This window comes from Ornithinicoccus sp. (assembly GCF_057176825.1).
Map to the genome: position 1 here is coordinate 1739152 of NZ_CM169976.1, position 19018 is coordinate 1758169.

Consider the following 19018-nt stretch of genomic DNA (forward strand, 5'->3'; position numbering starts at 1 on the left):
GGAGCCTATGCCGGTCGGGGGTGCCGCTCCGGAACCGCGCTGTCGCGGACCTGGGCGGCCTCCTCCCAGTCGGGGCGCAGCGCGAAGCCGGAGCAGCCCTCGGCGCTGGTGCGGGAGGCGAGCACCTGGTGCAGCTGGATGTGGTTGCGCTCGAAGTTCAACCGCGAGCCGGCCAGGTAGAGGCCCCACAGACGACAGGTGCCCAGCCCGGCCTCGGCGACGGCGGTGTCCCAGCGGACCGACAGGTTCTCGCACCAGGCGCCGGTGGTGCGGGCGTAGTGCTCGCGCAGGTTCTCGTGGTGCCGCACCTCCAGCCCCTCGTCCTCCATCACCCGCACGATCGTCGCGGAGCCGGCGAGCTCGCCGTCGGGGAAGACGAACCGGTTGATGAACCCCTTGGAGACGCCCGGCTTGCTGTTGGTCGGGCGGGTGATGCAGTGGTTGAGCAGCCGGCCCCCGTCGCGCAGGTGCTCGCGGAGGAAGGCGAAGTATGCCGGGTAGTTGCCCACCCCGATGTGCTCGGTGAGGCCGATGGAGGAGATCGCGTCGAAGCCGCGCTCGGTGACGTCCCGGTAGTCGCTGTGCCGGATCTCCGCGCGGTCGGCCAGTCCCTCGGCGGCCACCCGGGCCCGGCCCCAGTCGGCCTGCTCCCTGGAGAGCGTCACACCGAGCGCCGTGACGCCGTAGTGCCGCACGGCGTGCCGCACCATGCCGCCCCAGCCGCACCCCACGTCGAGCAGGCGCATGCCGGGGCGCAGGCCGAGCTTGCGGCTCACCAGGTCGTACTTGTAGGACTGCGCCTGCTCCAGGGTGGCGTCCGGCGTGGGATAGACCGCGCAGGTGTAGGTCATTGACGGCCCGAGCAGCAGCTCGTAGAAGGCGTTGGACACGTCGTAGTGGTGGTGGATCGCCTCGGCGTCCCGCTCCCGACCGTGCCGCAGCCCGTGCGCGAGTCGCCGGAACGGGGACGGCGTCTCCTCCGGAGGCAGCTCGGGCAGGTGCAGCCCCGCGCGGCGGGCCAGGGCCAGCAGCTCCGGGAGCTCCCGGAGCGCGGGCCGGTTGGCGGTGCGGCCGCCGAGCAGGAGCTTGAGCTCGGGGTAGGGGTAGCCCTCGTCCATCCCGTCGATGCTGAGCTGGTCGGTGAGGTAGGCCCGGGTCAGTCCGACCTCGCCGGGGGCCGACAGCAGGTAGTTCAGCGCTCGAGGGCTCTTGAGCCGGAGGACCCGGGCGTCCGGTGACCGGTCGCCGCCGCTCGACCCGTCATACGCCTCGATCCGCAGCCCCGGGACCGTGCCCAGGAAGCGGTCGAATGCCTCGCCCACCGTCATCGCCATGTCGGCTCACCTCCGCGACCCCCATCTTGCACCCCCGCAGCGCCGCAGTGCAGCGGTTTGCCGGGGCCGGAGCCCGCCGCTGCGCCGGCCGGGTCAGCGGGAGCCGACCGCCTTCTCATAGAGGGTGGGGAACCGGCCGTCCGGGTCGTAGCGCGCCTTCACGGGGCGGTAGCTGGCGCCCCCGTAGAGCGCGTCGAAGGTCTCCTCGTCGTAGAACGCCTCGGAGTAGAGGCCCTTGTGGCCGTCCAGCTCGGTGACCTTGGCCTCGATTGCCCGGTTCACGTCGCCGTGCCTGCGGCCCGGCAGGATCGGCACCGCCGACCAGAAGCCGACGTTGACGTAGGGCTCCCCGGGGCGCATCGGGTAGAGCGGCCAGGGGGAGGAGCCCGCCGTCCCGTCGCGCTCCCGGTCTCCCGCAACTGCACCGGGCACAGCCAGACCGGCTCGATGGGCACCTCGGTGAGGAACCAGTCGAGGAACTCGGCGGTGCGGTCCAGCGGGATCTCCACGTCCTGGATCACCCGCTCCTGGGCGGGTCGCCCGCGGCGCCGGTCGATCCCCGCCATGACGCCGTGCCGCTGCTCGAACGCCACGATCTTCCAGTAGACGTCGCTGCGCAGGTACTTCTTCGGCCACAGCCGCCGGATCCGCGGGTGCTGCGCACCGAACGCGCGCGAGCACCAGAACCAGTCGGTGTCCCACCGCCACAGGTAGTCGGCCGCGGTCAGCACGTCCCGCCGCCGGTGCTGGATCGAGCGGTAGTAGATCTGCTGCCCCGTGTAGTCGCTCGGCGCAGGCTGGCCCTCCACCCGATCGCTCCACCGCCCGAGCGTCAGGTAGGACTCGGTCGCCGAGAACACCACGCCGTCGACGAAGTCCACCTGCTGGCCGTCCCACTGCCGGGTGCCCATCACCTGTCCGATGGCCGCCATCACCTCGCTCCAGGTGGGTGAACCGCACGTGCCGCAGCTCGACATACGGTCGGGCCGGCTCCAGCTCGATCGCCAGGCCCACGGCATACCCGAGCGAGCCGTAGGAGTTGGGGAACGCGCGGAACAGGTCGGCGTGCGGACCGTCCGGGCTGGCGGTGACGACCTCGCCGGTGCCGGTCAGGATCTGCAGTTCACGCACCGACTCGTGCGGCAGGCCGTTGCGGAAGGATGTCGACTCGATGCCCAGGCCGGTGACCGCGCCGCCGATCGTGATCGTCTTGAGTTGCGGGACGACGAGCGGCAGGTAGCCGTGGGGGAGGAGTTCGTCGACGAGTTGTTCGTATGTCGTCATGCCGGCGACGCGTGCCGTGGCCGTCCCGGTGTGGTCGGGCGGGTCGAGGGAGACGACGCCGGTGAACGCGGAGACGTCCAGACGGTGGGCGGCCTCGGTGCGCCGCCGGAACAGGTTGGAGGTGGCCTTGGCCAGGCGCACCGGCTGGTCTGTGGGCAACCGGGCGTAGTCCTGGGTCAGGGCCCTGACGGCCGCCTCGTGCTCGCTCGTGCGGGGGCCCGGCGTCTGCGCGGTCTCCATCCGGGAACCACCTCCGGTCCCATCCTGCCGCCGTGGACCGCCCGGGCCAAGGGGGTGCAAAACCTCTCGCGGGTCGGGTGCGTCCGGTCTAGCGTCGGGAACCCGACGAGAGGAGTCCGCATGGACCTGCCGCGCATCTTCGGCATCCGGGAGTCCAGCCACCGGATCCTGGATCCGTTCACCCCGGCGAAGCTGGCCACGCTCGGGGAGGCGCTGCATCTTGCGGCCGGGACCCGAGTGCTGGACCTGGCGTGCGGGAAGGGGGAGTTGCTCTGCACCTGGGCACGGGACCACGGCATCGTCGGCACGGGGGTGGACATCAGCACCGAGTTCGTCGCCGCGGCCCGGGAACGTGCCGTGGCATTGGGGGTGACGGGGCAGGTCGAATTCGTGCACGGGGACGCGGCAGAGCACGTCGCGCCGGATCCGGTCGACGTGGCCTCGTGCTGCGGTGCGACCTGGATCGGGGACGGCGTGCCCGGCACCCTCGAGCTGTTGGCGCGCAGCCTGCGCCCCGGGGGCGTGGCGCTGGTGGGAGAGCCCTACTGGCGGCGGGAGCCGCTGGACGAGGAAACGCTGGCGGGGTGTCACGCCACGTCCGTCGAGGACTTCCGGACCCTGCCGGGCCTCGTCGGCCTGTTCGGTGACCTCGGGTGGGACCTGGTCGAGATGGTGGTGGCCGACCAGGACAGCTGGGACCGCTACGTCGCCGCCCAGTGGTGGAACCTGCGTGCCTGGCTGGACGCCAACCCCGGTGACGACCTGGCCGGTGAGGTGCGCGCGGAACTGGACCGGGCTCCCCTGCAGCACGTGACCTATCAGCGGGAGTTCCTCGGCTGGGGGATCTTCGCGCTGATCCGTCGCTGACCACCGTCGACCGTCGTGGCGCGCCGCCGGCTGCGCAGCCGGCTGATCGCGACCCCGAGCAGGCAGAGCGACCCGCCCACCATGCCAGGGACGGTGGGGACCTCCGCCAGGAGGGCCCAGGACAGGAGCACGGTGATCGCCGGGACCAGGTAGCTGCTCAGGCTGAGTCGCGCCGCGTCCACCCGGCGCAGGGCGTAGGCCCAGAGGCTGAACGCCACGGCCGTGGGGAAGACCCCCATGTAGACCGCGGCCAGGATCGCGCCAGCCGGCGCCGCGGCCACCTCGACGATGGTCGAGGGGAGGTAGAACACCAGGGCGACGGCTCCCAGCGCAGTGCCCCACCAGGTCGCCGACAGGGGGTCGATCGTGCGCAGCGCCCCCTTCTGCAGGAGCACGCCGGCGGCGTAGAGGGCCGCGGCGAGCAGACCGAGCAGCACCCCGGCCAGATCGCGCTGCGCACCCTCCGCGCCCAGCGCGATGATCCCCACCCCGGAGAAGGCGACGACCAGCCCGGCGACGAGCGGCACCGTGAAGCCGGCGCGCTGCACGAACCCGACCCACAGCGTCACCAGGATCGGCGCCACGTTGACCAGCATCGCCGCGGTCCCGGCGTCCAGGTGGTGCTCCGCGGCGTTGAGCACCACGGAGTAGAGGGCCATCCACAGGGCCGCGTAGCTGCCGACCAGCAGCCACGCCCGGCCACCGCGTGGCACCGCCAGACCGCGACGGATCACGAACGGTGCCAGCACCACCGTGGCCACCACCACGCGCAGCAGGGCGAGCGGGCCGGGGGAGAGGTCGGGGCCGACGAACCGGATGGCGACGAAGGACGACGCCCAGAAGGTCATGGTCACCACCACCGCCAGGCCCGCGAGCAGGGCGGCGCGGGGCGCCACGGGGACCTGTGACGCGGTCGGCGTCGACGCGGGGGTGGGGCACGGGGGTGCGGTGGTCATGCAAGCCACACTGGCCCCTCCGCATACATCAGCACAAGCGAATCTTTCTTCACAAAACTTAAGTAGCACTGTAGTGTCACGCCATGCTCGACGTGCACCGCCTCAGGGTCCTGCGCTCGGTTGTCTCGACTGGCTCCGTCCAGGGTGCCGCCGCCCTCCTGGGCTACACGCCGTCCGCGGTCAGCCAGCACCTGTCGGCGCTGTCCCGGGAGACCGGGTTGACACTGACGGAGCGGGTGGGCCGCGGGATCGAGCCGACCGCGGCGGGGCGGAGTCTCGCCGCGGCCAGCGACGACGTGCTGGGCGCGCTCGCGGGGGTGCAGGACACGGTCGACAACCTGCGGGCTGGACGCAGCGGGACCCTGGTGCTGCGCTACTTCGCCTCGGTGGGGGCGGCCTGGATGCCACGGGTCGTGGCCGCGCTGAACAGGGAGTTCCCGGACCTCCGCTTGGTGCTGCAGCACGCCGAGCTCGTGCCCGCGCCGAATGCGCCCGCCCCGGACCTGGAGGTCTCCGTCGCCCGACTGCACCCGTCCCCACCGGCGGGCTACGCCTCCCAGGACCTGCTCGAGGACCCCTACCTGGTCGTGGTCCCCGAGGGTCACCGGCTCGCCGGACGGGAGCAGGTCGAGATGGCCGAGCTGGCCGACGAGGCCTGGGTCGACAACGACGTCCCCGGCGCTCCCTGCCGCTCGTTGGCGATCGACGCCGCGGCCGCCTGCGGGTTCCACCCGCGGTTCGCCGTCGACACCCATGACTTCGCGACCGCGCTGGCGTTCGTGGCCCACGACCTGGGGGTCACCGTGATGCCCGAGCTCGCCTGCCGGGTGCTGCCCGCGGGGGTGGTGGCGGTGCCGCTGGTGGACCCGACTCCGGTGCGCACCCTCCGGGTGCTGGTCCGCGACCCGGTGGCGGGCACCCCTCCCGCCCGGCGTGCCGTGGAGCTCCTGCGGGAATTGGCGACGTCCTGACCGGGCACCGCCGCGCGAGCCCGGCGTGCGCTGCCGCCCGTCCGGTGCGGTTCAATGTGCGCCGTGACCGCACACTCCGCCGCGCTGCGTGACAGCGCTGTCCGTGACTCGGCCCGGGTGGCCGTCTTCGCCGCCCTCATCGTCGCGCTGACGCTCGTGCCCGGGCTCTACCTGTTGGGCGGCTCCGTGCCGGTGACCCTGCAAACCCTCGGCGTGACCCTGGCCGCGGCGATCCTCGGGCCCTGGCGCGGCGCCGGCGCCGTGCTGGTCTACCTCGCGCTCATCGCCGTGGGCCTCCCGGTGGCCAGCGGCTTCAAGGGCGGGCTCGGGCTGTTCGCCGGCCCGACCGGCGGCTTCCTGGTCGGCTTCGTGCCGATGGCGATCGTGATCGGGCTGCTGGCCCGCTGGGTGCTGGGCCGGATCCACGGTGCCCGGCTGCCCCTCGCACTGTTCGGCGCCGCGGTGGCCGGGATCCCGGTGTTGTATGCCGTGGGAGTACCTTGGTTCGCCCACGTCACCGGGATCTCGGTGGGCCAGGCGATGAGCAGGGGGATGTGGGCGTTCATCCCAGGTGACCTCGTGAAGGCGGCTGTGGCCGGGGCCGTCACCGCGGCGGTCGTCCGGGCGCTACCCGACGTCGTCGGCCGCCGGGACTGAGCCGGCAGCCAGCTGCTCCTCGATCCACCGCGCGGCCGCGGTGACCTCGCGGACGAAGCCGGGCACCGAGGCCTGGGTGAACCGCTGCTCCGGGCCGGTGACGTTCACCGCGCCGAGCACGGCTCCGCCGGGCTCGCGAACAGCGACGGCGACGGAGTTCACGCCCGGGGCGCGGGCACCCTCGCTGGTGGCGTATCCCTGGGAGCGGATCTGCTCCAGCTGCTCCAGCACCTGAGCGCGACGGTCGTCGTCCAGGTCGGCCTGGGAGTCCAGGTAGGACGCGGCCTCGGCCCGGGGCAGGTGGGCCAGGATGGCCAGGGAGGGTGAACCGACCAGCAGCGAGATCGGGGCGCCGAGGTCCCGGTAGGTGCGGTGCAGCTCCTGCTGGGACTCGACCTGGCGCAGGGGGACACGGGTCCACTCCTGCCGGATGTGCAGCGCGGCCGTCTCCCCGGTGCGGTCCCGCAACCGCACCAGCGCGATCCCGCCCGCGTCACCGAACCGTCCCCACTGGTGGGCGTAGGCCTCGGCCAGGGTCACGGTGCGGCCGCCCAGGGCGAAGCGGCCGCCGGGGAGCTCGCGGACCAGCCCCGACGCGGCGAGGGTGCTCAGGTAGCGCCAGCTGGTGGTCCGGTTCAACCCCAGTCGCGCGCCGATCTCGGCCGGCGTTTGCACGGGGCGCTCCGCCTCGAAGGCGAGGAGGACCTCGAGCGCGCGCTTGACCGATTGCAGGACGGGTGGTGGAGTGTTGTTCACAACGTGAATCATCCTGTTCGTATGTTGAACAACAGCGTAGGGAGTGGCCGCCATGGGCGTCAAGGAACCCGCCCCGGGAGCGACGCAGGACCCGGTCTTCTCGCTGCGGACCGTCGTGCTGGGCACCTACGTGCCGTCCCTGCTGTTCGGCGTCGCCGTCGGCGTCGTGCTGCCGCTCGTGCCGCTGAGCGCCGTCCGTCTCGGCGGCGATCTGGCCGTGGCCGGCCTGGTGTCGGCCATGTTGCCGCTGGGCAAGGTGCTGACCGATGTGCCCGCCGGTGCCCTCGCGGCCCGGATCGGGGACCGCCGGGCGATGCTGGTAGCCGCCGTGGTGGCGGTGCTCGCGCTGCTCGGGATGGCGCTGGCTCCGCACCTGTGGGTGCTCGGGGCCGCCGTGCTGGTGCTCGGTGCCTCGAGCGCGGTCTTCAACCTGGCGCGCCACGCGTACCTGACCGAGGTCACCCCGGCCCACAAGCGCGCCAGGGTGCTCTCGACGCTCGGTGGGATGCACCGCATCGGCTACTTCATCGGCCCGTTCCTGGGGGCGGCCGTGGTATTCGGCACCGCGATCAGGCCCGCGTACTGGCTGGCAGCGGGCTGCGCCGTCCTCGCCGTCGGGGTGATCCTGGCGGTCCGGGAGCCGCCGGCCGCCGGGCCTGCCGCTGCGACGCGCCCACCGGGCAGCAGCATCCCCGCGCTTCTGGTCCGCTACCGACGACTCTTCCTCACCCTGGGACTGACCACGTTCCTGGTCGGCGCGGTGCGGGGTGCCCGGCAGACGGTCCTCCCGTTGTGGGGCGAGCACCTGGGCCTGGACCCGGAGGTCATCTCGTTGATCTTCGGACTCTCCGGCGCCCTGGACATGCTGCTGTTCTATCCGGCCGGCAAGGTCATGGACCACTACGGCCGGCTGTGGATCGGGATCCCCTCGATGCTGGTGATGGCCGCGGCGATGGCCGCGCTGCCCCTCGCCACCAACGTCCCGGCGCTGGCGGCCGTGGCCGCCGTGCTGGGGGTCGGCAACGGGATCGGGTCCGGGATCATCATGACGCTGGGAGCCGACGTGGCCCCTCCGGGGGACCGGGCGGCCTTCCTCGGCGTGTGGCGCCTCTTCCAGGACTGCGGCGACACGGCCGGCCCCCTGGTCATCTCCGCCGGCACGGCACTGGGCTCACTGGCCGCGGGCATCTGGGTGACCGGCGCCCTGGGGGGTGCCGCGGGGGCGGCGCTGGGCCGCTGGGTCCCGCAGTACTCCGAGCATGCCAACCGGACGACCCGGAGGGCGGCCGGGATCCCCGTCGGCTGATCCCCGTCGGACAGGGGTCAGTCCGCCGCAGGGGGCGCGGACCGTTTCAGAACGGCCCGGAAGGTGGCCTCGTCGGCACCCAGCGCCTCCGACACCTCGCGCGCCGCGTCGCGCACCCGGGTGCCCAACAGGACACCGCGGTCGTCGTCCACCCTGATCGCGGGGACCGACAGGCCGATCGCGCCGAGGACGGTGCCGCCGTGGTCCAGGACCGGGGCGGCGAACGAGCGGATCCCGGGGGTGCGCTCGGCGTCGGAGTAGGAGTACCCGCGCTCCCGGGTGCGGGCCAGGTCGGCCCGCAGCGCGTCGGGGTCGGTGATGGTCCGCTCGGTGGCGGCCTCGATCGGCTCGCCCAGCACCCGGTCCTGCTCGGCGTGCGGCAGGTAGGCCAGGATCGCCTTGCCCGGGGCCCCGTGCACGATCGGGATCGGGATGCCGAACTCGGTGTAGGTCCGGCGCAGCTCCTGCCGACTCTCGCACTGGTCGACGACCGCGCGCCGCCAGCCGGGGAGGTGCTCGTGGATCCCGACCGTCTCGTTCACCTCGTCGCGCAGTGCCTTCGCCAGCGGCAGAGCCGCAGTCCGCAGGCTGCTGGCCAGCGCTCCGCCGTGCGCCAGGCGCACCACGAGGGGGCCCAGGGCGTAGCGGCGGTCCGAGGTCTGCCGGATCAGTTCGTTGTCCGTCATCGAGACGAGCAGCCGGTGCACGGTGCTCGTCGAAAGACCGGTGAGGCCCGCCAACTCGGTGATCCCGAGCTCGGGGGACGCGGCATCGAAGGACCGCAGGATCCGGACCGCCCGGTCGATGGACTGCACCCGCTGGCGTGCTGACTCGTTCACCGTGTTCTCCCTCGAATCGGCGGATGGCGACCGGGATGACCCCTTGACCCGTCCCGGGGTCGCGCCTAGTGTATGGGCTCAGTCATCCCATAATGTGAGATCGTATCCCACAATACAGGAAGGAGGCGACGATGCTTCCCCTCGACGGATTCCGCGTCCTCGACCTCACGAGGTTCCTCTCCGGCCCCTACTGCACCCTCGTCCTGGCCGAGCTCGGCGCCGACGTGATCAAGGTGGAGCAGCCGCACACCGGTGACGACTCGCGCCGCCTGGCGCCCAAGATCAACGGGGAGAGCTACCCCTCGGCGATGCCCAACCGGAGCAAGCGCAGCGTCTCCCTCGACCTCAAGACCGAGGCGGGCGTGGCCGCGTTCCGGGAGCTGGTCAAGACGGCCGACGTGGTGATCGAGAACTTCCGCCCAGGCGTGGTCACCAAGCTGGGGATCGACTACGAGCAGGTGAAGGCGCTGCGGGAGGACATCATCTACTGCTCCATCTCCGGGTTCGGCCAGACCGGGCCCTACCGGCACCGCCCCGGGTTCGACATCATGGCGCAGGGCCTGACCGGGCTGATGCGGATGACCGGGGACGGACAGCGTCCCGCCAAGGTCGGCATCGCGATCAACGACATCGCCGCCGGCGCCACGGCCGCCTACTCCATCCTGGGCGCCCACATCCACCGCAGCCGGACGGGTGAGGGGCAGTACATGGACATCTCCCTCGTCGAGGCCGGGCTGGCGTGGACCGTCTGGGAGTCCGGCGCCTACTTCGGCTCGGGGGAGATCCCGCAGGCCACCGGCACCCGGCACCGCCGGTCCACGCCCTACCAGGCGTTCCGCACGTCCGACGGCTTCGTCACCATCGGGGCGGCCAACGACAGGCTCTGGGAGCGGCTGGTCACCGGCGCACTGGAGCGTCCCGAGTGGCTTGAGGACCCGCGCTTCGCGACGCTCCCGGACCGGATGGCCAACATCGAGGAGCTGGAGGCCGAGATCGAGGCGATCACCGTCACCCGCACCACGGAGGAGTGGATCGAGGCGGTCGACCGCGCCGGTGTCCCGTGCGGGCCGGTCCTGACGTATGACGAGGCGCTGGCCGATCCCCAGGTCGTCGACCGAGGGGTGGTCGCCGAGGTCGACCACCCGATCATCGGCCCGATGAAGACCATCGGCCCCCCGACCCGGTTCTCCAACCTGCCCGGCTACGGGGTCCGGGGGCCGGCCCCCTGGCTGGGCCAGCACACGACCGAGCTGCTCAGGGAGGTGGGCGTGGAGCAGGAGCAGATCGAGCAGATGTATGCCGAGGGCGCGGCCTTCGACGCCCACCCCGACCGGTCGGCGACCCAGGAGCAGCAGACCGACCCGGTCCCGGCGGGGACCGCCGCACCCACCACGAAGGGGAACTGAGATGACCGAGGACCTGCTGGTCACCCAGGAGGGCGGCGTCGCCACGCTGACCCTGAACCGGGAGCGCAGCCGCAACGCGATCAACATGGGCATGTACCGGGCGCTGCCCGACCTGCTGCGCACGATCGACGCGGACCCCGACGTCAAGGTGCTCGTCATCCGGGGCGCGGGCGAGAAGTCATTCGCCTCCGGGGCAGACATCACCGAGTTCGAGCAGGAGCGCAGCGACGCGACCAAGGCGAAGAACTACAACCAGAAGGTGGCCGCGGCCGAGCACGCCATCGAGGAGATGGTGAAGCCGACGATCGCGATGATCCACGGCTACTGCATCGGCGGCGGGGCAGGACTGGCGCTGTCCTGCGACCTGCGCTTCGCCGACAGCAACGCCAAGTTCGCGATCACCCCGGCCAAGCTCGGCCTGGTCTACAGCCTGGAGTCCACCAAGCGGGTGGTCGATCTGGCAGGGCCCTCGCGGGCCAAGTGGATCCTCATGTCGGGCCAGCAGATCCTGGCCCAGCGGGCCCTCGAGCTGGGCCTGTTCGACGAGGTCCTGGAGCCGGAGGAGCTGGAGGCCCACACCTACGAGTTCGCCGCCACCGTCGCCAGCCGGGCGCAGTTCAGCGTCCGCGCCGGGAAGGTGATGGTGCGCAAGGCGGTCAACGGGCAGGTCGCGGACGACGCGGCCACGCTGGACCTGCGCAACTCCTCCTTCGACACCGAGGACTTCGCCGAGGGCGTCCGCTCGTTCATGGCCAAGCGCCCACCCGTGTTCACCTGGAACGGCGATGGCTGAGCCGGCCTTCCCGGGGGCGGTCGAGGCCGCCACCCGTGCCGCGGCGTCCGGGGCCCAGGAGTTCGGGGACTTCTTCCTCGCCCGGTTCCTGGACCTGCGGATCGACTACTCCGACGACCCGCCGGGCTGCACCGTCGTGCTCCCGTATGCCGCGCACCTCACCAACCCGCAGGGCAGCGTGCACGGTGGTGTGATCGGCACCGCCGTGGACATCTCCATGGGGCACCTGTGCCGCCACGTGCTGGGCACGGCGGTCACGATCGAGATGCAACTGCGCTTCTTCCGGCCGCTGACCGGCGACGGCAGCTGCACCGCCCGCTTCCTGCGGCCCGGCCGGCGGATCGTCCACATCGAGTCCCGGATGACCGACGCCGACGGGCGCGAGATCGCCCACGGCGTCGGCACGTGGCACCGGCTCGAGCAACCCACAGACCCTCAGTAAGACCCATCCACCCACCCGCCCACCCGATCGTCTCGCGACCGCCTGGGCACCGATCCGGCAAGGAAGCCGGTAGGAGGAACGAGAATGATGCGCACCCGACTGATCGCAGGAGCCTGCACCGCGGCCCTGGCCATGTCACTGGCGGCCTGCGGCGGCAGTGACGAGGGCGACGGCGAGTACCCGTCGCAGGACCTGGACTGGACCATCGCCTTCGGCCCCGGCGGCGGCAACGACATCATGGCCCGCACGATGGTCGACATCATCGAGCAGTACGACCTCTATCCCGGGGGCAACATCCGCCTGGAGAACCGCGAGGGCGGCAGCGGCGCCACCGGATGGGGCTACCTGCTCAACCAGCGCGGCAACGGCTACGGCATTTCGACCACGTCGGGGTCGTTCATCACCACGCCGCTGCAGGCCGACACCGGGTGGACCTACGAGGACTTCACCCCGGTGGGGCTGTTCGCCACCGACGACGCGTTGTTCATGGTCCCCGGGACCAGCGAGCACGAGACGTGGGAGGACTGGGTGGAGTACGCCTCCTCCCAGGACAGTGTGGTCGTCGGGGGGATCGGCACCGTCAACGTCGACTTCATCCTGCACCAGCTGCTCGCGGACGCCTCCGGCTACCAGATCGAGTACGTGCCGTTCAACGAGGAGGGGCAGCTGCAGACCGCGATGATGTCCGGCTCGCTGGACGCCACCGTCTCCAACACCGGATCCATCCTGGGCCAGATCGAGGCTGGCGAGATGCGCCCGCTGCTGTTCACCGGCCCCGAGCGTCTCGACGTCCTCGAGGACGTCCCCACCGGGGAGGAGCTGGGCATCACCGACCTGCCGGCGATGCCGCGCGGGATGATCCTGCCCCCGGAGGCGCCGGAGGAGGCCCAGCAGTTCTGGGTGGAGACCATGCAGGAGGTCGTCGAGACCCCGGAGTGGCAGGAGTACATCGAGTCCAACTACCTGGCCGAGAACGTGCTGTGGGAGGAGGAGTTCTATGACTTCCTCGGCAGCACCGTCGCCGACTTCGAGGAGATCCTGGCCGAGGCGGGGGCGATCTAGTGGCCACCCGCCTCGCACCGACCCGGACCGTCCCCACGAAGCTGATCTTCTTCACGGCCCTGCTGATCATGCTGCTGGTCTACACCCAGCTCGCGTTCCAGCTCGAGTGGACCACGAAGGCAGGGCGGATCGGCGCCGGGTTCTTCCCCCAGATCATCGGCGTGCTGGGCACCCTGCTGACGGCGTGGGCCCTCCTGCAGGCCTGGCGGGACCCGAGCGACGCCAGTGAGGGCTTCGAGGAGGAGGACCAGGGCGAGGCCGACCTGGGCAAGCACCCGCTCGTCATGGCCGGTGTCCTGGTCGGCTCCGTCGCCCTGCTCCTCACCTTCGTCTCCCTGGGCGCCATCATCGCGGGGGCCGTCTTCACCTTCGCGGTGCTGGCCTACCTGAACCGGGAGCGTTGGGTCACCAACGTGCTCGTGGCGATCGGTGTGCCGCTGGGGTTGTACCTGCTCTTCCAGACCGCCCTGAACGCGGGGCTCCCCTCCGGGCTCCTGCCGCGCTTCTAGCGCGGCGGCCCCAGAAAGAGGACTCATGGACGTCTTCAACGACCTGGCCGGTGGGATCCAGACGATCCTGACGGTGCAGAACCTGTTCCTGCTGGCAGTCGGTGTGACGGCCGGCATGGTGGTCGGGGTCATCCCTGGCCTGGGCCCGTCTGCCGGGCTGGCGATCCTGCTGCCGATCACCTTCGGGCTGGACCCGGCGGGTGCCATCGTGATGCTCGCGGCCGTCTACTACGGCTCCATGTATGGCGGCACGATCACCTCGGTGCTGATCAACACGCCGGGGGAGTCAGCCACGGTGGCCAGCACGTTCGACGGCTACCCGTTGGCCAAGAAGGGGCGGGCCGGTCCCGCCCTGGTCATGGCGGCGGTCGCCTCCTTCGTGGCCGGCACCGTGGGCGCGATCCTGATCAGCTTCTTCGCCCCGGCGACGGCGGCGGTGGCCCGGACCTTCGGCCCACCCGAGCTCTTCCTGGTGGTGGTGGCCGGTCTGCTGACCCTGATCGTGATCATCGGCAAGAACAAGCTGCTCGGCGTCCTGTCGGCCCTGATCGGATTCGCGATCGCCACAGTCGGCATCGACGTCGGTGGCGGTCAACAGCGCTACACCTTCGGCTCCACCGAACTGATCAACGGCATCGACTTCGTGCCGGTCGCCATCGGCCTGTTCGGCGTCGGGGAGATCCTGCACACGCTGTGGCGCGGTGGCCACCTGGAATCCCTCGGCTACGCCAAGGTGTCGGTGCGGGACCGTGCGTTCTGGCCGACGAGGAAGGACTACAAGGAGTCCAACGGCTCCATCTGGCGAGGCTCCTTCCTCGGCTTCCTGGTGGGCACCGCTCCCGGCGCCGGGGCCACCGTCGCGTCCCTGATGAGCTACAACATGGAGAAGTCGATCTCCAAGACGCCGGAGAAGTTCGGCAAGGGCGCGATGCCCGGCCTCACCGGGCCGGAGGCCGCCAACAACGGTGCCTCCGCCGGGGCGATGGTCCCGCTGCTCACCCTGGGCATCCCCGGGTCCGGCGCCACCGCGGTGCTGCTCGCGGGGTTCCTGATGTGGGGCCTGCAGCCGGGGCCGCTGCTGATGGAGCAGAACCCCGACTTCGCGTGGGGTCTCATCGCGAGCATGTACCTCGGCAATGTGATGCTGCTGCTGATCAACGTGTTCATGATCCCCGGGTTCGCCACCATCGCCCGGGTCCCGTTCCGCGTGCTCGCCCCGGTCATCATCGTGCTCTGCGTGATGGGCACCTACACCGTGCACGGCAGCATCGTCGAGGTCGGCATCATGCTGGCCTGCGGCGTGCTGGGCTTCTTCATGCGGCGGTTCGGGATGTCCCCGGCGGCCCTCGTCATCGCGCTGGTCCTGGGCCCCCTCGCCGAGGAGACCCTGCGCCAGACGATGGTGATCTCCGGCGGAGACCCGACGATCTTCCTGCAGCGCACCACCTCGGTGTACCTGCTGATCGCGATGGGCCTGCTGCTGCTGATCCCGGTGCTCTCGCCGGTCATCAAGCGCATCGTCAGCGCGCAGGTCCGTGACCTCGGTCGGGCCCGGCGCTACAAGGAGAGACAGGAGGCCAAGCGCGCGGCCCGCGACGAGTCTGACAGGGTCGGGACGAGGGTCGGATCGTCTCCGGGCGACCCGGACACCGCACCCGAGGACGAAGGGAAGGCATGAGTCAGGTCAGGTATGCCGTCGTCGGCGGTGGCATTCTCGGCGCCGCCGTCGCCCAACGGCTGTTGGAGGTCCACCCGGACGCCTCGGTGACCGTGCTGGAGAAGGAGACCTCGCTGGCCGGTCACCAGACCGGGCGCAACAGCGGGGTGGTCCACGCGGGGCTGTACTACACCCCGGGGTCCCTGAAGGCACGGCTGTGCCGCCGCGGCGTCGGGCTGCTCAAGGACTTCTGCGCCGAGCACCGGCTGCCCTACCAGGAGATCGGCAAGGTGCTGGTCGCGCTGGACGAGGTGGAGGCCGGCCGCCTCACGGCCATCCAGGAGCGTGCCGAGGCCAACGGCGTCCCCGGCGTGCGCCGGATCGGGCCCCAGGAGTTGCGTGAGCTCGAGCCGCACGTGCGCGGTGTGGCCGGCCTGCACTCGCCGGCGACCGCGATCGTGGACTACCCCGCGGTGACCAGGACCCTGGCCTGCCAGGTGCTCGACCGGGGCGGCGACGTCCGGCTCGGCACCGAGGTCACGCGGCTGCGCAACACCGCCACCGGGGTCGAAGTGCGGACCGGGACGGGCGAGGACGAGCTGGTCGAGACGTTCGACAGCGTCGTGCTGTGCGCGGGCCTGCACGCCGACCGGTTGGCCCGACAGGTCGGCGCCAGCGGCGAGCCGCGGATCATGCCGTTCCGCGGGGAGTACCTCGTGCTCCGGCCGGAGCGGCGGGACCTGGTCAACGGCCTGGTGTATCCGGTGCCCGACCCCCGCTACCCCTTCCTCGGGGTGCACCTGACGCCCCGCACTGGACGGTGAGGTGCTGGTCGGTCCCAACGCGGTGCTCGCGCTGGCCCGCGAGGGCTACGACTGGCGGACCGTCTCGCTGAAGGACCTGGCGGAGACCCTCACCTGGCGCGGCTTCGCGCCGTTCGCCGCCCGCAACTGGCGCACCGGTATCGCCGAGATGGCCGGATCGCTGAGCACCAGGCGGTTCGTCGCCGCGGCCCGGCGCTACGTGCCCGAGCTCCAGGTGGCGGACGTGCTGCCCGGTCCCAGCGGAATCCGGGCCCAGGCGATGGACCGGGACGGCAGCCTGGTCGACGACTTCCGGATCGACCGGCAGGGGCGCGTGGTGGCCCTGCGCAACGCACCGTCCCCGGCGGCCACCTCCAGCCTGGCGATCGCCGAGCACCTGGTCGCCGAGATCGACCGCGCCCACGACCTGACCACGAGGAGCTGAGTGATGAGTCCGGACCGGACCCCCGCCCACGACCCCCTGCCCGGTGACCTCTGGGTCATCCTGGCGACGCCCTTCGACGCGGACGGGCGGGTGGACCACGCCTCGATGGAGCGCCAGGTCGCCTTCGCCCGGCAGGCCGGCGCCGACGGCGTGGTCGCCCTCGGGGTGTTCGGGGAGGCCGCCTCACTCAGCCTCGCCGAGCAGCGGGACGTCGCCCGGACGGTTGCCGCCGCGGCAGACGGCCTGCCGCTGGTCCTGGGCGTCGCCGGGCGCAGCACCGCGGTCGCGGTCGAGCAGGCCGAGAACGCCCTGGCCGGCGCCGGCGTCGGGGCGGCGCTCATGGTGCTGATCACCAGCGCCGACCCAGCGGTGGTCTACGGACACCTGGGGGCGCTGCACGCCGCGACAGGGGCACCGGTCGTGCTCCAGGACTACCCGGCCACCTCGGGCGTGAAGCTCCCGGCGCCCGCCATCGGCGACCTCGTCGCGGACTGCCCCCAGGTGGTGGCGATCAAGGCCGAGGCGGCGCCGACCCCGCCGGGCATCGCCGCCATGGCCGAGCGCACCGACGTGCCCGTCTTCGGCGGGCTGGGCGGGCTCGGCCTGCTGGACGAGCTGGCTGCCGGAGCCGCGGGAGCCATGACGGGCTTCAGCCACCCGGAGGGCCTGCGAGCCGCCCTCGACGCCTGGAGCGCCGGGGGGTTCACCGCCGCGCGCGAGGCCTACGCACCGTGGCTGCCCCTGGTGAACTTCGAGGCCCAACAGGGCATCGGTCTGGCGTTGCGCAAGATGCTGCTGCACCGGCGCGGGGTGCTGGCCGACCCGTTCGTGCGCCCACCGGCACCACCGGTCCCGCCGTCCCTCGTGCCGCTCCTGGAGCAGCACCTCGCCACCACGCCCCTCGCCCGTGACCAGGAAAGGACCACAGCATGAAGCTCGGACTCGACGGTCGGACCGCGATCGTCCTCGGCGCCACCTCCGGCATCGGCGCGGCCATCGCCGACGCCCTCGCGGACGAGGGGGTGAACCTCGTCGTCGTCGGCCGTGACGCCGACCGGACCGCCGCCCGGGCGGCGCAGTTGCCGGCCGCGACCCCGGTCGCCGCCGACCTCGCCGACCCCGCGGCCCCGGAGCAGATCGTGGCGGCCGCGGAGGAGGCGTACGGGCAGGTCGACATCGTGGTGCTCAACGGCGGGGGACCGCCGCCCGGCACCGCGGACGCACTGACCCCCGACAGCGCCGGGGCGGCGTTCGAGCTGCTGGTGCGCCCGCACGTCGACCTGGTGCAGCGCGTGCTGCCCGGCATGCGGGAGCGCGGCTGGGGCCGGCTGCTCGCGGTCGGCTCCAGCGGGGTGCACCAGCCGCTGCCCAACCTGGCCTCCTCCAACCTGGGCCGGGCGGCGCTCGCGGGCTACCTGAAGACCCTGGCCAACGAGGTCGCCGCGGACGGCATCACGGTGAACATGCTGCTCCCCGGCCGGATCCAGACCGACCGGGTCGATGCGCTGGACCGCGCGAACGCCGAACGGGCCGGCCGACCGGTCGAGGAGGTCCGGGAGGCGTCCCGGGCCACCATCCCCGTCGGGCGCTACGGGCGCCCCGAGGAGTTCGGGGCGGTCGCCGCGTTCCTGGCCGGCGACCCGGCCTCCTACGTCACCGGCCAGGAGATCCGCATCGACGGAGGCCTGGTCCGGGCCCGCTGACCCTGCCCACGGCATACGCCATCCCACGACATACGAGCTATCCCGACACCCCGCCGACCTGCCCCGAGGAGACCCCGTGCCCGCCCACCTGGCCACCATCGCCGACTCCGGCGCCGAACGACCCGTCCTCGTCCTGCCCGACCGCGGGGTTATCCCGTTCGCCGCGCTCGGCGACGACGTGCCGGCCACGCTGCTCGAGGCGATCCGGGAGGGCAGGACCGACGAACTGGCCGGGCGTGCGGCGGCCGCCGACGCTGGCGCGTTCCGGCCCGCGGAGGAGGTGACCTTCACCGCGCCCTACCGCAACCCCCGGATGATCTGGGGGATCGGCCTGAACTACGTCGACCACGCCGCCGACCTGGCCGAGACGGTGCCGGAGGAGCCTGCCTCGTTCATCAAGCTGGACCACACCGTCATCGGGCCCGGGGAGCCGATCCCGGTGCCGCCGCAGAGCGAGCGGACCACCAGCGAGGCCGAGATGGGGATCGTCATCGGCCGCCACTGCCGCAACGTCGAGCCGGAGCAGGCCCTGGACCACGTGCTGGGCGTGGTCAACGTGCTGGACCAGACCGCGGAGGACATCCTGGCCCGCAACCCGCGGTTCCTGACCCGGTCCAAGAACTTCCCCGGGTTCTTCTCCTTCGGCCCGCGGATCGTGCCGCTGGAGGAGGTCGTCGCCCACGCCGGCAGCCTGGAGGACATCGAGGTGTCCACCGTCGTCAACGGCGAGCAGACCCGGACCAACACGATCGCGCGGATGCGCTACTCGCCGGCCTACCTGATCAGCTTCCACAGCAAGGTGATGCCGCTGCAGCCCGGCGACATCCTGTCCCCGGGCACCCCCGGCGCCATCCACGTGCGACCCGGCGACACCGCCGAGTGCCGGATCCCCGGGCTGGGGGTGCTGCGCAACCCGGTGGTCGCCGGCTGAGCGCTGCCGCGGGCGCCGGGTGACCCTCCGGGCGTGGTCCGGGCGTGGTCCGGGCGT

The 19018-nt window shown here is 72.0% G+C and carries 21 protein-coding genes and 1 pseudogene; 15 read left to right on the forward strand and 7 right to left on the reverse strand.

The genetic code is table 11. The annotated features are described in order from the left end of the window. Positions 1-5: 5 nt before the first annotated feature. The 4 genes and pseudogenes from AC1QRC_RS08800 to AC1QRC_RS08815 form a co-directional block, all read right to left on the reverse strand. Positions 6-1334 carry a class I SAM-dependent methyltransferase gene (locus tag AC1QRC_RS08800; RefSeq protein ID WP_484206390.1) on the reverse strand — a complete coding sequence of 443 codons (1329 nt, stop codon included), beginning with the start codon at positions 1332-1334 and terminating at the stop codon, positions 6-8. 93 nt (positions 1335-1427) lie between these two features. Then, a complete protein-coding gene (locus AC1QRC_RS08805) occupies positions 1428-1616 on the reverse strand; it encodes a hypothetical protein (protein WP_484206736.1) in 189 nt (62 codons plus the stop codon). Continuing rightward, complete coding sequence (locus AC1QRC_RS08810) at positions 1613-2266, reverse strand: hypothetical protein (RefSeq protein ID WP_484206737.1); 654 nt, start codon at positions 2264-2266, stop codon at positions 1613-1615. Before AC1QRC_RS08810 ends, AC1QRC_RS08805 begins: the two co-directional genes overlap by 4 nt. Before the next feature lie 163 nt (positions 2267-2429). Then, positions 2430-3077, reverse strand: a pseudogene (locus AC1QRC_RS08815) (FAD-binding protein); the annotation flags it as partial. On the opposite strand from AC1QRC_RS08815, the gene AC1QRC_RS08820 reads away from it, so the two are divergent. After that, entirely contained in the window at positions 2979-3725 is a 747-nt protein-coding gene (locus AC1QRC_RS08820) for an SAM-dependent methyltransferase (RefSeq protein WP_484206391.1), read from the forward strand. The pseudogene AC1QRC_RS08815 and the gene AC1QRC_RS08820 overlap by 99 nt on opposite strands. Here AC1QRC_RS08820 and AC1QRC_RS08825 read toward each other — a convergent pair. Further along, on the reverse strand, positions 3677-4681 hold the full coding sequence (locus tag AC1QRC_RS08825; RefSeq protein ID WP_484206392.1) for a DMT family transporter: 1005 nt from the start codon (positions 4679-4681) through the stop codon (positions 3677-3679). The two genes, AC1QRC_RS08820 and AC1QRC_RS08825, sit on opposite strands and share 49 nt — an antisense overlap. A gap of 83 nt (positions 4682-4764) precedes the next feature. On the opposite strand from AC1QRC_RS08825, the gene AC1QRC_RS08830 reads away from it, so the two are divergent. Both AC1QRC_RS08830 and AC1QRC_RS08835 read left to right on the forward strand, forming a co-directional pair. Next, the gene (locus AC1QRC_RS08830; RefSeq protein WP_484206393.1) at positions 4765-5652 is read left to right on the forward strand and encodes a LysR family transcriptional regulator; all 888 of its coding nucleotides are present in this window, start codon (positions 4765-4767) and stop codon (positions 5650-5652) included. A gap of 63 nt (positions 5653-5715) precedes the next feature. Beyond that, positions 5716-6309: a biotin transporter BioY gene (locus AC1QRC_RS08835; RefSeq protein ID WP_484206394.1), complete on the forward strand. Its 594-nt coding sequence runs from the start codon at positions 5716-5718 to the stop codon at positions 6307-6309. Here AC1QRC_RS08835 and AC1QRC_RS08840 read toward each other — a convergent pair. Next, positions 6280-7065, reverse strand: a complete 786-nt coding sequence (locus AC1QRC_RS08840; protein WP_484206395.1) for an IclR family transcriptional regulator — start codon at positions 7063-7065, stop codon at positions 6280-6282. The genes AC1QRC_RS08835 and AC1QRC_RS08840 overlap by 30 nt on opposite strands. 52 nt (positions 7066-7117) lie before the next feature. Between AC1QRC_RS08840 and AC1QRC_RS08845 the strand changes: the two genes are divergently transcribed. Continuing rightward, positions 7118-8371 (forward strand): MFS transporter, encoded by a 1254-nt coding sequence (locus AC1QRC_RS08845; RefSeq protein WP_484206396.1) that lies wholly within the window; start codon positions 7118-7120, stop codon positions 8369-8371. Positions 8372-8388: 17 nt separating this feature from the next. Here the strand turns inward: AC1QRC_RS08845 and AC1QRC_RS08850 are convergent, their stop codons facing one another. Next, positions 8389-9210, reverse strand: coding sequence for an IclR family transcriptional regulator (locus tag AC1QRC_RS08850; RefSeq protein WP_484206397.1), 822 nt, complete (start codon positions 9208-9210; stop codon positions 8389-8391). A gap of 131 nt (positions 9211-9341) precedes the next feature. Here AC1QRC_RS08850 and AC1QRC_RS08855 point away from each other — a divergent pair, with 131 nt between their 5' ends. The 11 genes from AC1QRC_RS08855 to AC1QRC_RS08905 all read left to right on the forward strand — a co-directional run bounded on the left by AC1QRC_RS08855 (position 9342) and on the right by AC1QRC_RS08905 (position 18961). Then, positions 9342-10616: a CaiB/BaiF CoA transferase family protein gene (locus AC1QRC_RS08855; RefSeq protein WP_484206398.1), complete on the forward strand. Its 1275-nt coding sequence runs from the start codon at positions 9342-9344 to the stop codon at positions 10614-10616. A 1-nt stretch (position 10617) separates the two neighbouring features. Beyond that, the gene (locus AC1QRC_RS08860) at positions 10618-11409 is read left to right on the forward strand and encodes an enoyl-CoA hydratase-related protein (protein ID WP_484206399.1); all 792 of its coding nucleotides are present in this window, start codon (positions 10618-10620) and stop codon (positions 11407-11409) included. After that, complete coding sequence (locus AC1QRC_RS08865) at positions 11402-11851, forward strand: PaaI family thioesterase (RefSeq protein WP_484206400.1); 450 nt, start codon at positions 11402-11404, stop codon at positions 11849-11851. Before AC1QRC_RS08860 ends, AC1QRC_RS08865 begins: the two co-directional genes overlap by 8 nt. An 84-nt stretch (positions 11852-11935) precedes the next feature. Continuing rightward, complete coding sequence (locus AC1QRC_RS08870) at positions 11936-12913, forward strand: Bug family tripartite tricarboxylate transporter substrate binding protein (RefSeq protein WP_484206401.1); 978 nt, start codon at positions 11936-11938, stop codon at positions 12911-12913. Then, a complete protein-coding gene (locus tag AC1QRC_RS08875) occupies positions 12913-13422 on the forward strand; it encodes a tripartite tricarboxylate transporter TctB family protein (RefSeq protein WP_484206402.1) in 510 nt (169 codons plus the stop codon). Before AC1QRC_RS08870 ends, AC1QRC_RS08875 begins: the two co-directional genes overlap by 1 nt. Before the next feature lie 25 nt (positions 13423-13447). Next, complete coding sequence (locus AC1QRC_RS08880) at positions 13448-15100, forward strand: tripartite tricarboxylate transporter permease (RefSeq protein ID WP_484206403.1); 1653 nt, start codon at positions 13448-13450, stop codon at positions 15098-15100. Then, positions 15097-15903 (forward strand): L-2-hydroxyglutarate oxidase, encoded by an 807-nt coding sequence (lhgO, locus tag AC1QRC_RS08885; RefSeq protein WP_484206404.1) that lies wholly within the window; start codon positions 15097-15099, stop codon positions 15901-15903. The genes AC1QRC_RS08880 and lhgO overlap by 4 nt, the downstream gene beginning before the upstream one ends. Before the next feature lies 1 nt (position 15904). Beyond that, on the forward strand, positions 15905-16327 hold the full coding sequence (locus tag AC1QRC_RS08890; protein ID WP_484206405.1) for a hypothetical protein: 423 nt from the start codon (positions 15905-15907) through the stop codon (positions 16325-16327). Between the two features lie 3 nt (positions 16328-16330). Beyond that, positions 16331-17260 carry a dihydrodipicolinate synthase family protein gene (locus AC1QRC_RS08895; protein WP_484206406.1) on the forward strand — a complete coding sequence of 310 codons (930 nt, stop codon included), beginning with the start codon at positions 16331-16333 and terminating at the stop codon, positions 17258-17260. Then, positions 17257-18030: an SDR family oxidoreductase gene (locus AC1QRC_RS08900; protein WP_484206407.1), complete on the forward strand. Its 774-nt coding sequence runs from the start codon at positions 17257-17259 to the stop codon at positions 18028-18030. The genes AC1QRC_RS08895 and AC1QRC_RS08900 overlap by 4 nt, the downstream gene beginning before the upstream one ends. Positions 18031-18106: 76 nt before the next feature. Further along, positions 18107-18961, forward strand: coding sequence for a fumarylacetoacetate hydrolase family protein (locus AC1QRC_RS08905; protein WP_484206408.1), 855 nt, complete (start codon positions 18107-18109; stop codon positions 18959-18961). Positions 18962-19018: the final 57 nt, after the last annotated feature.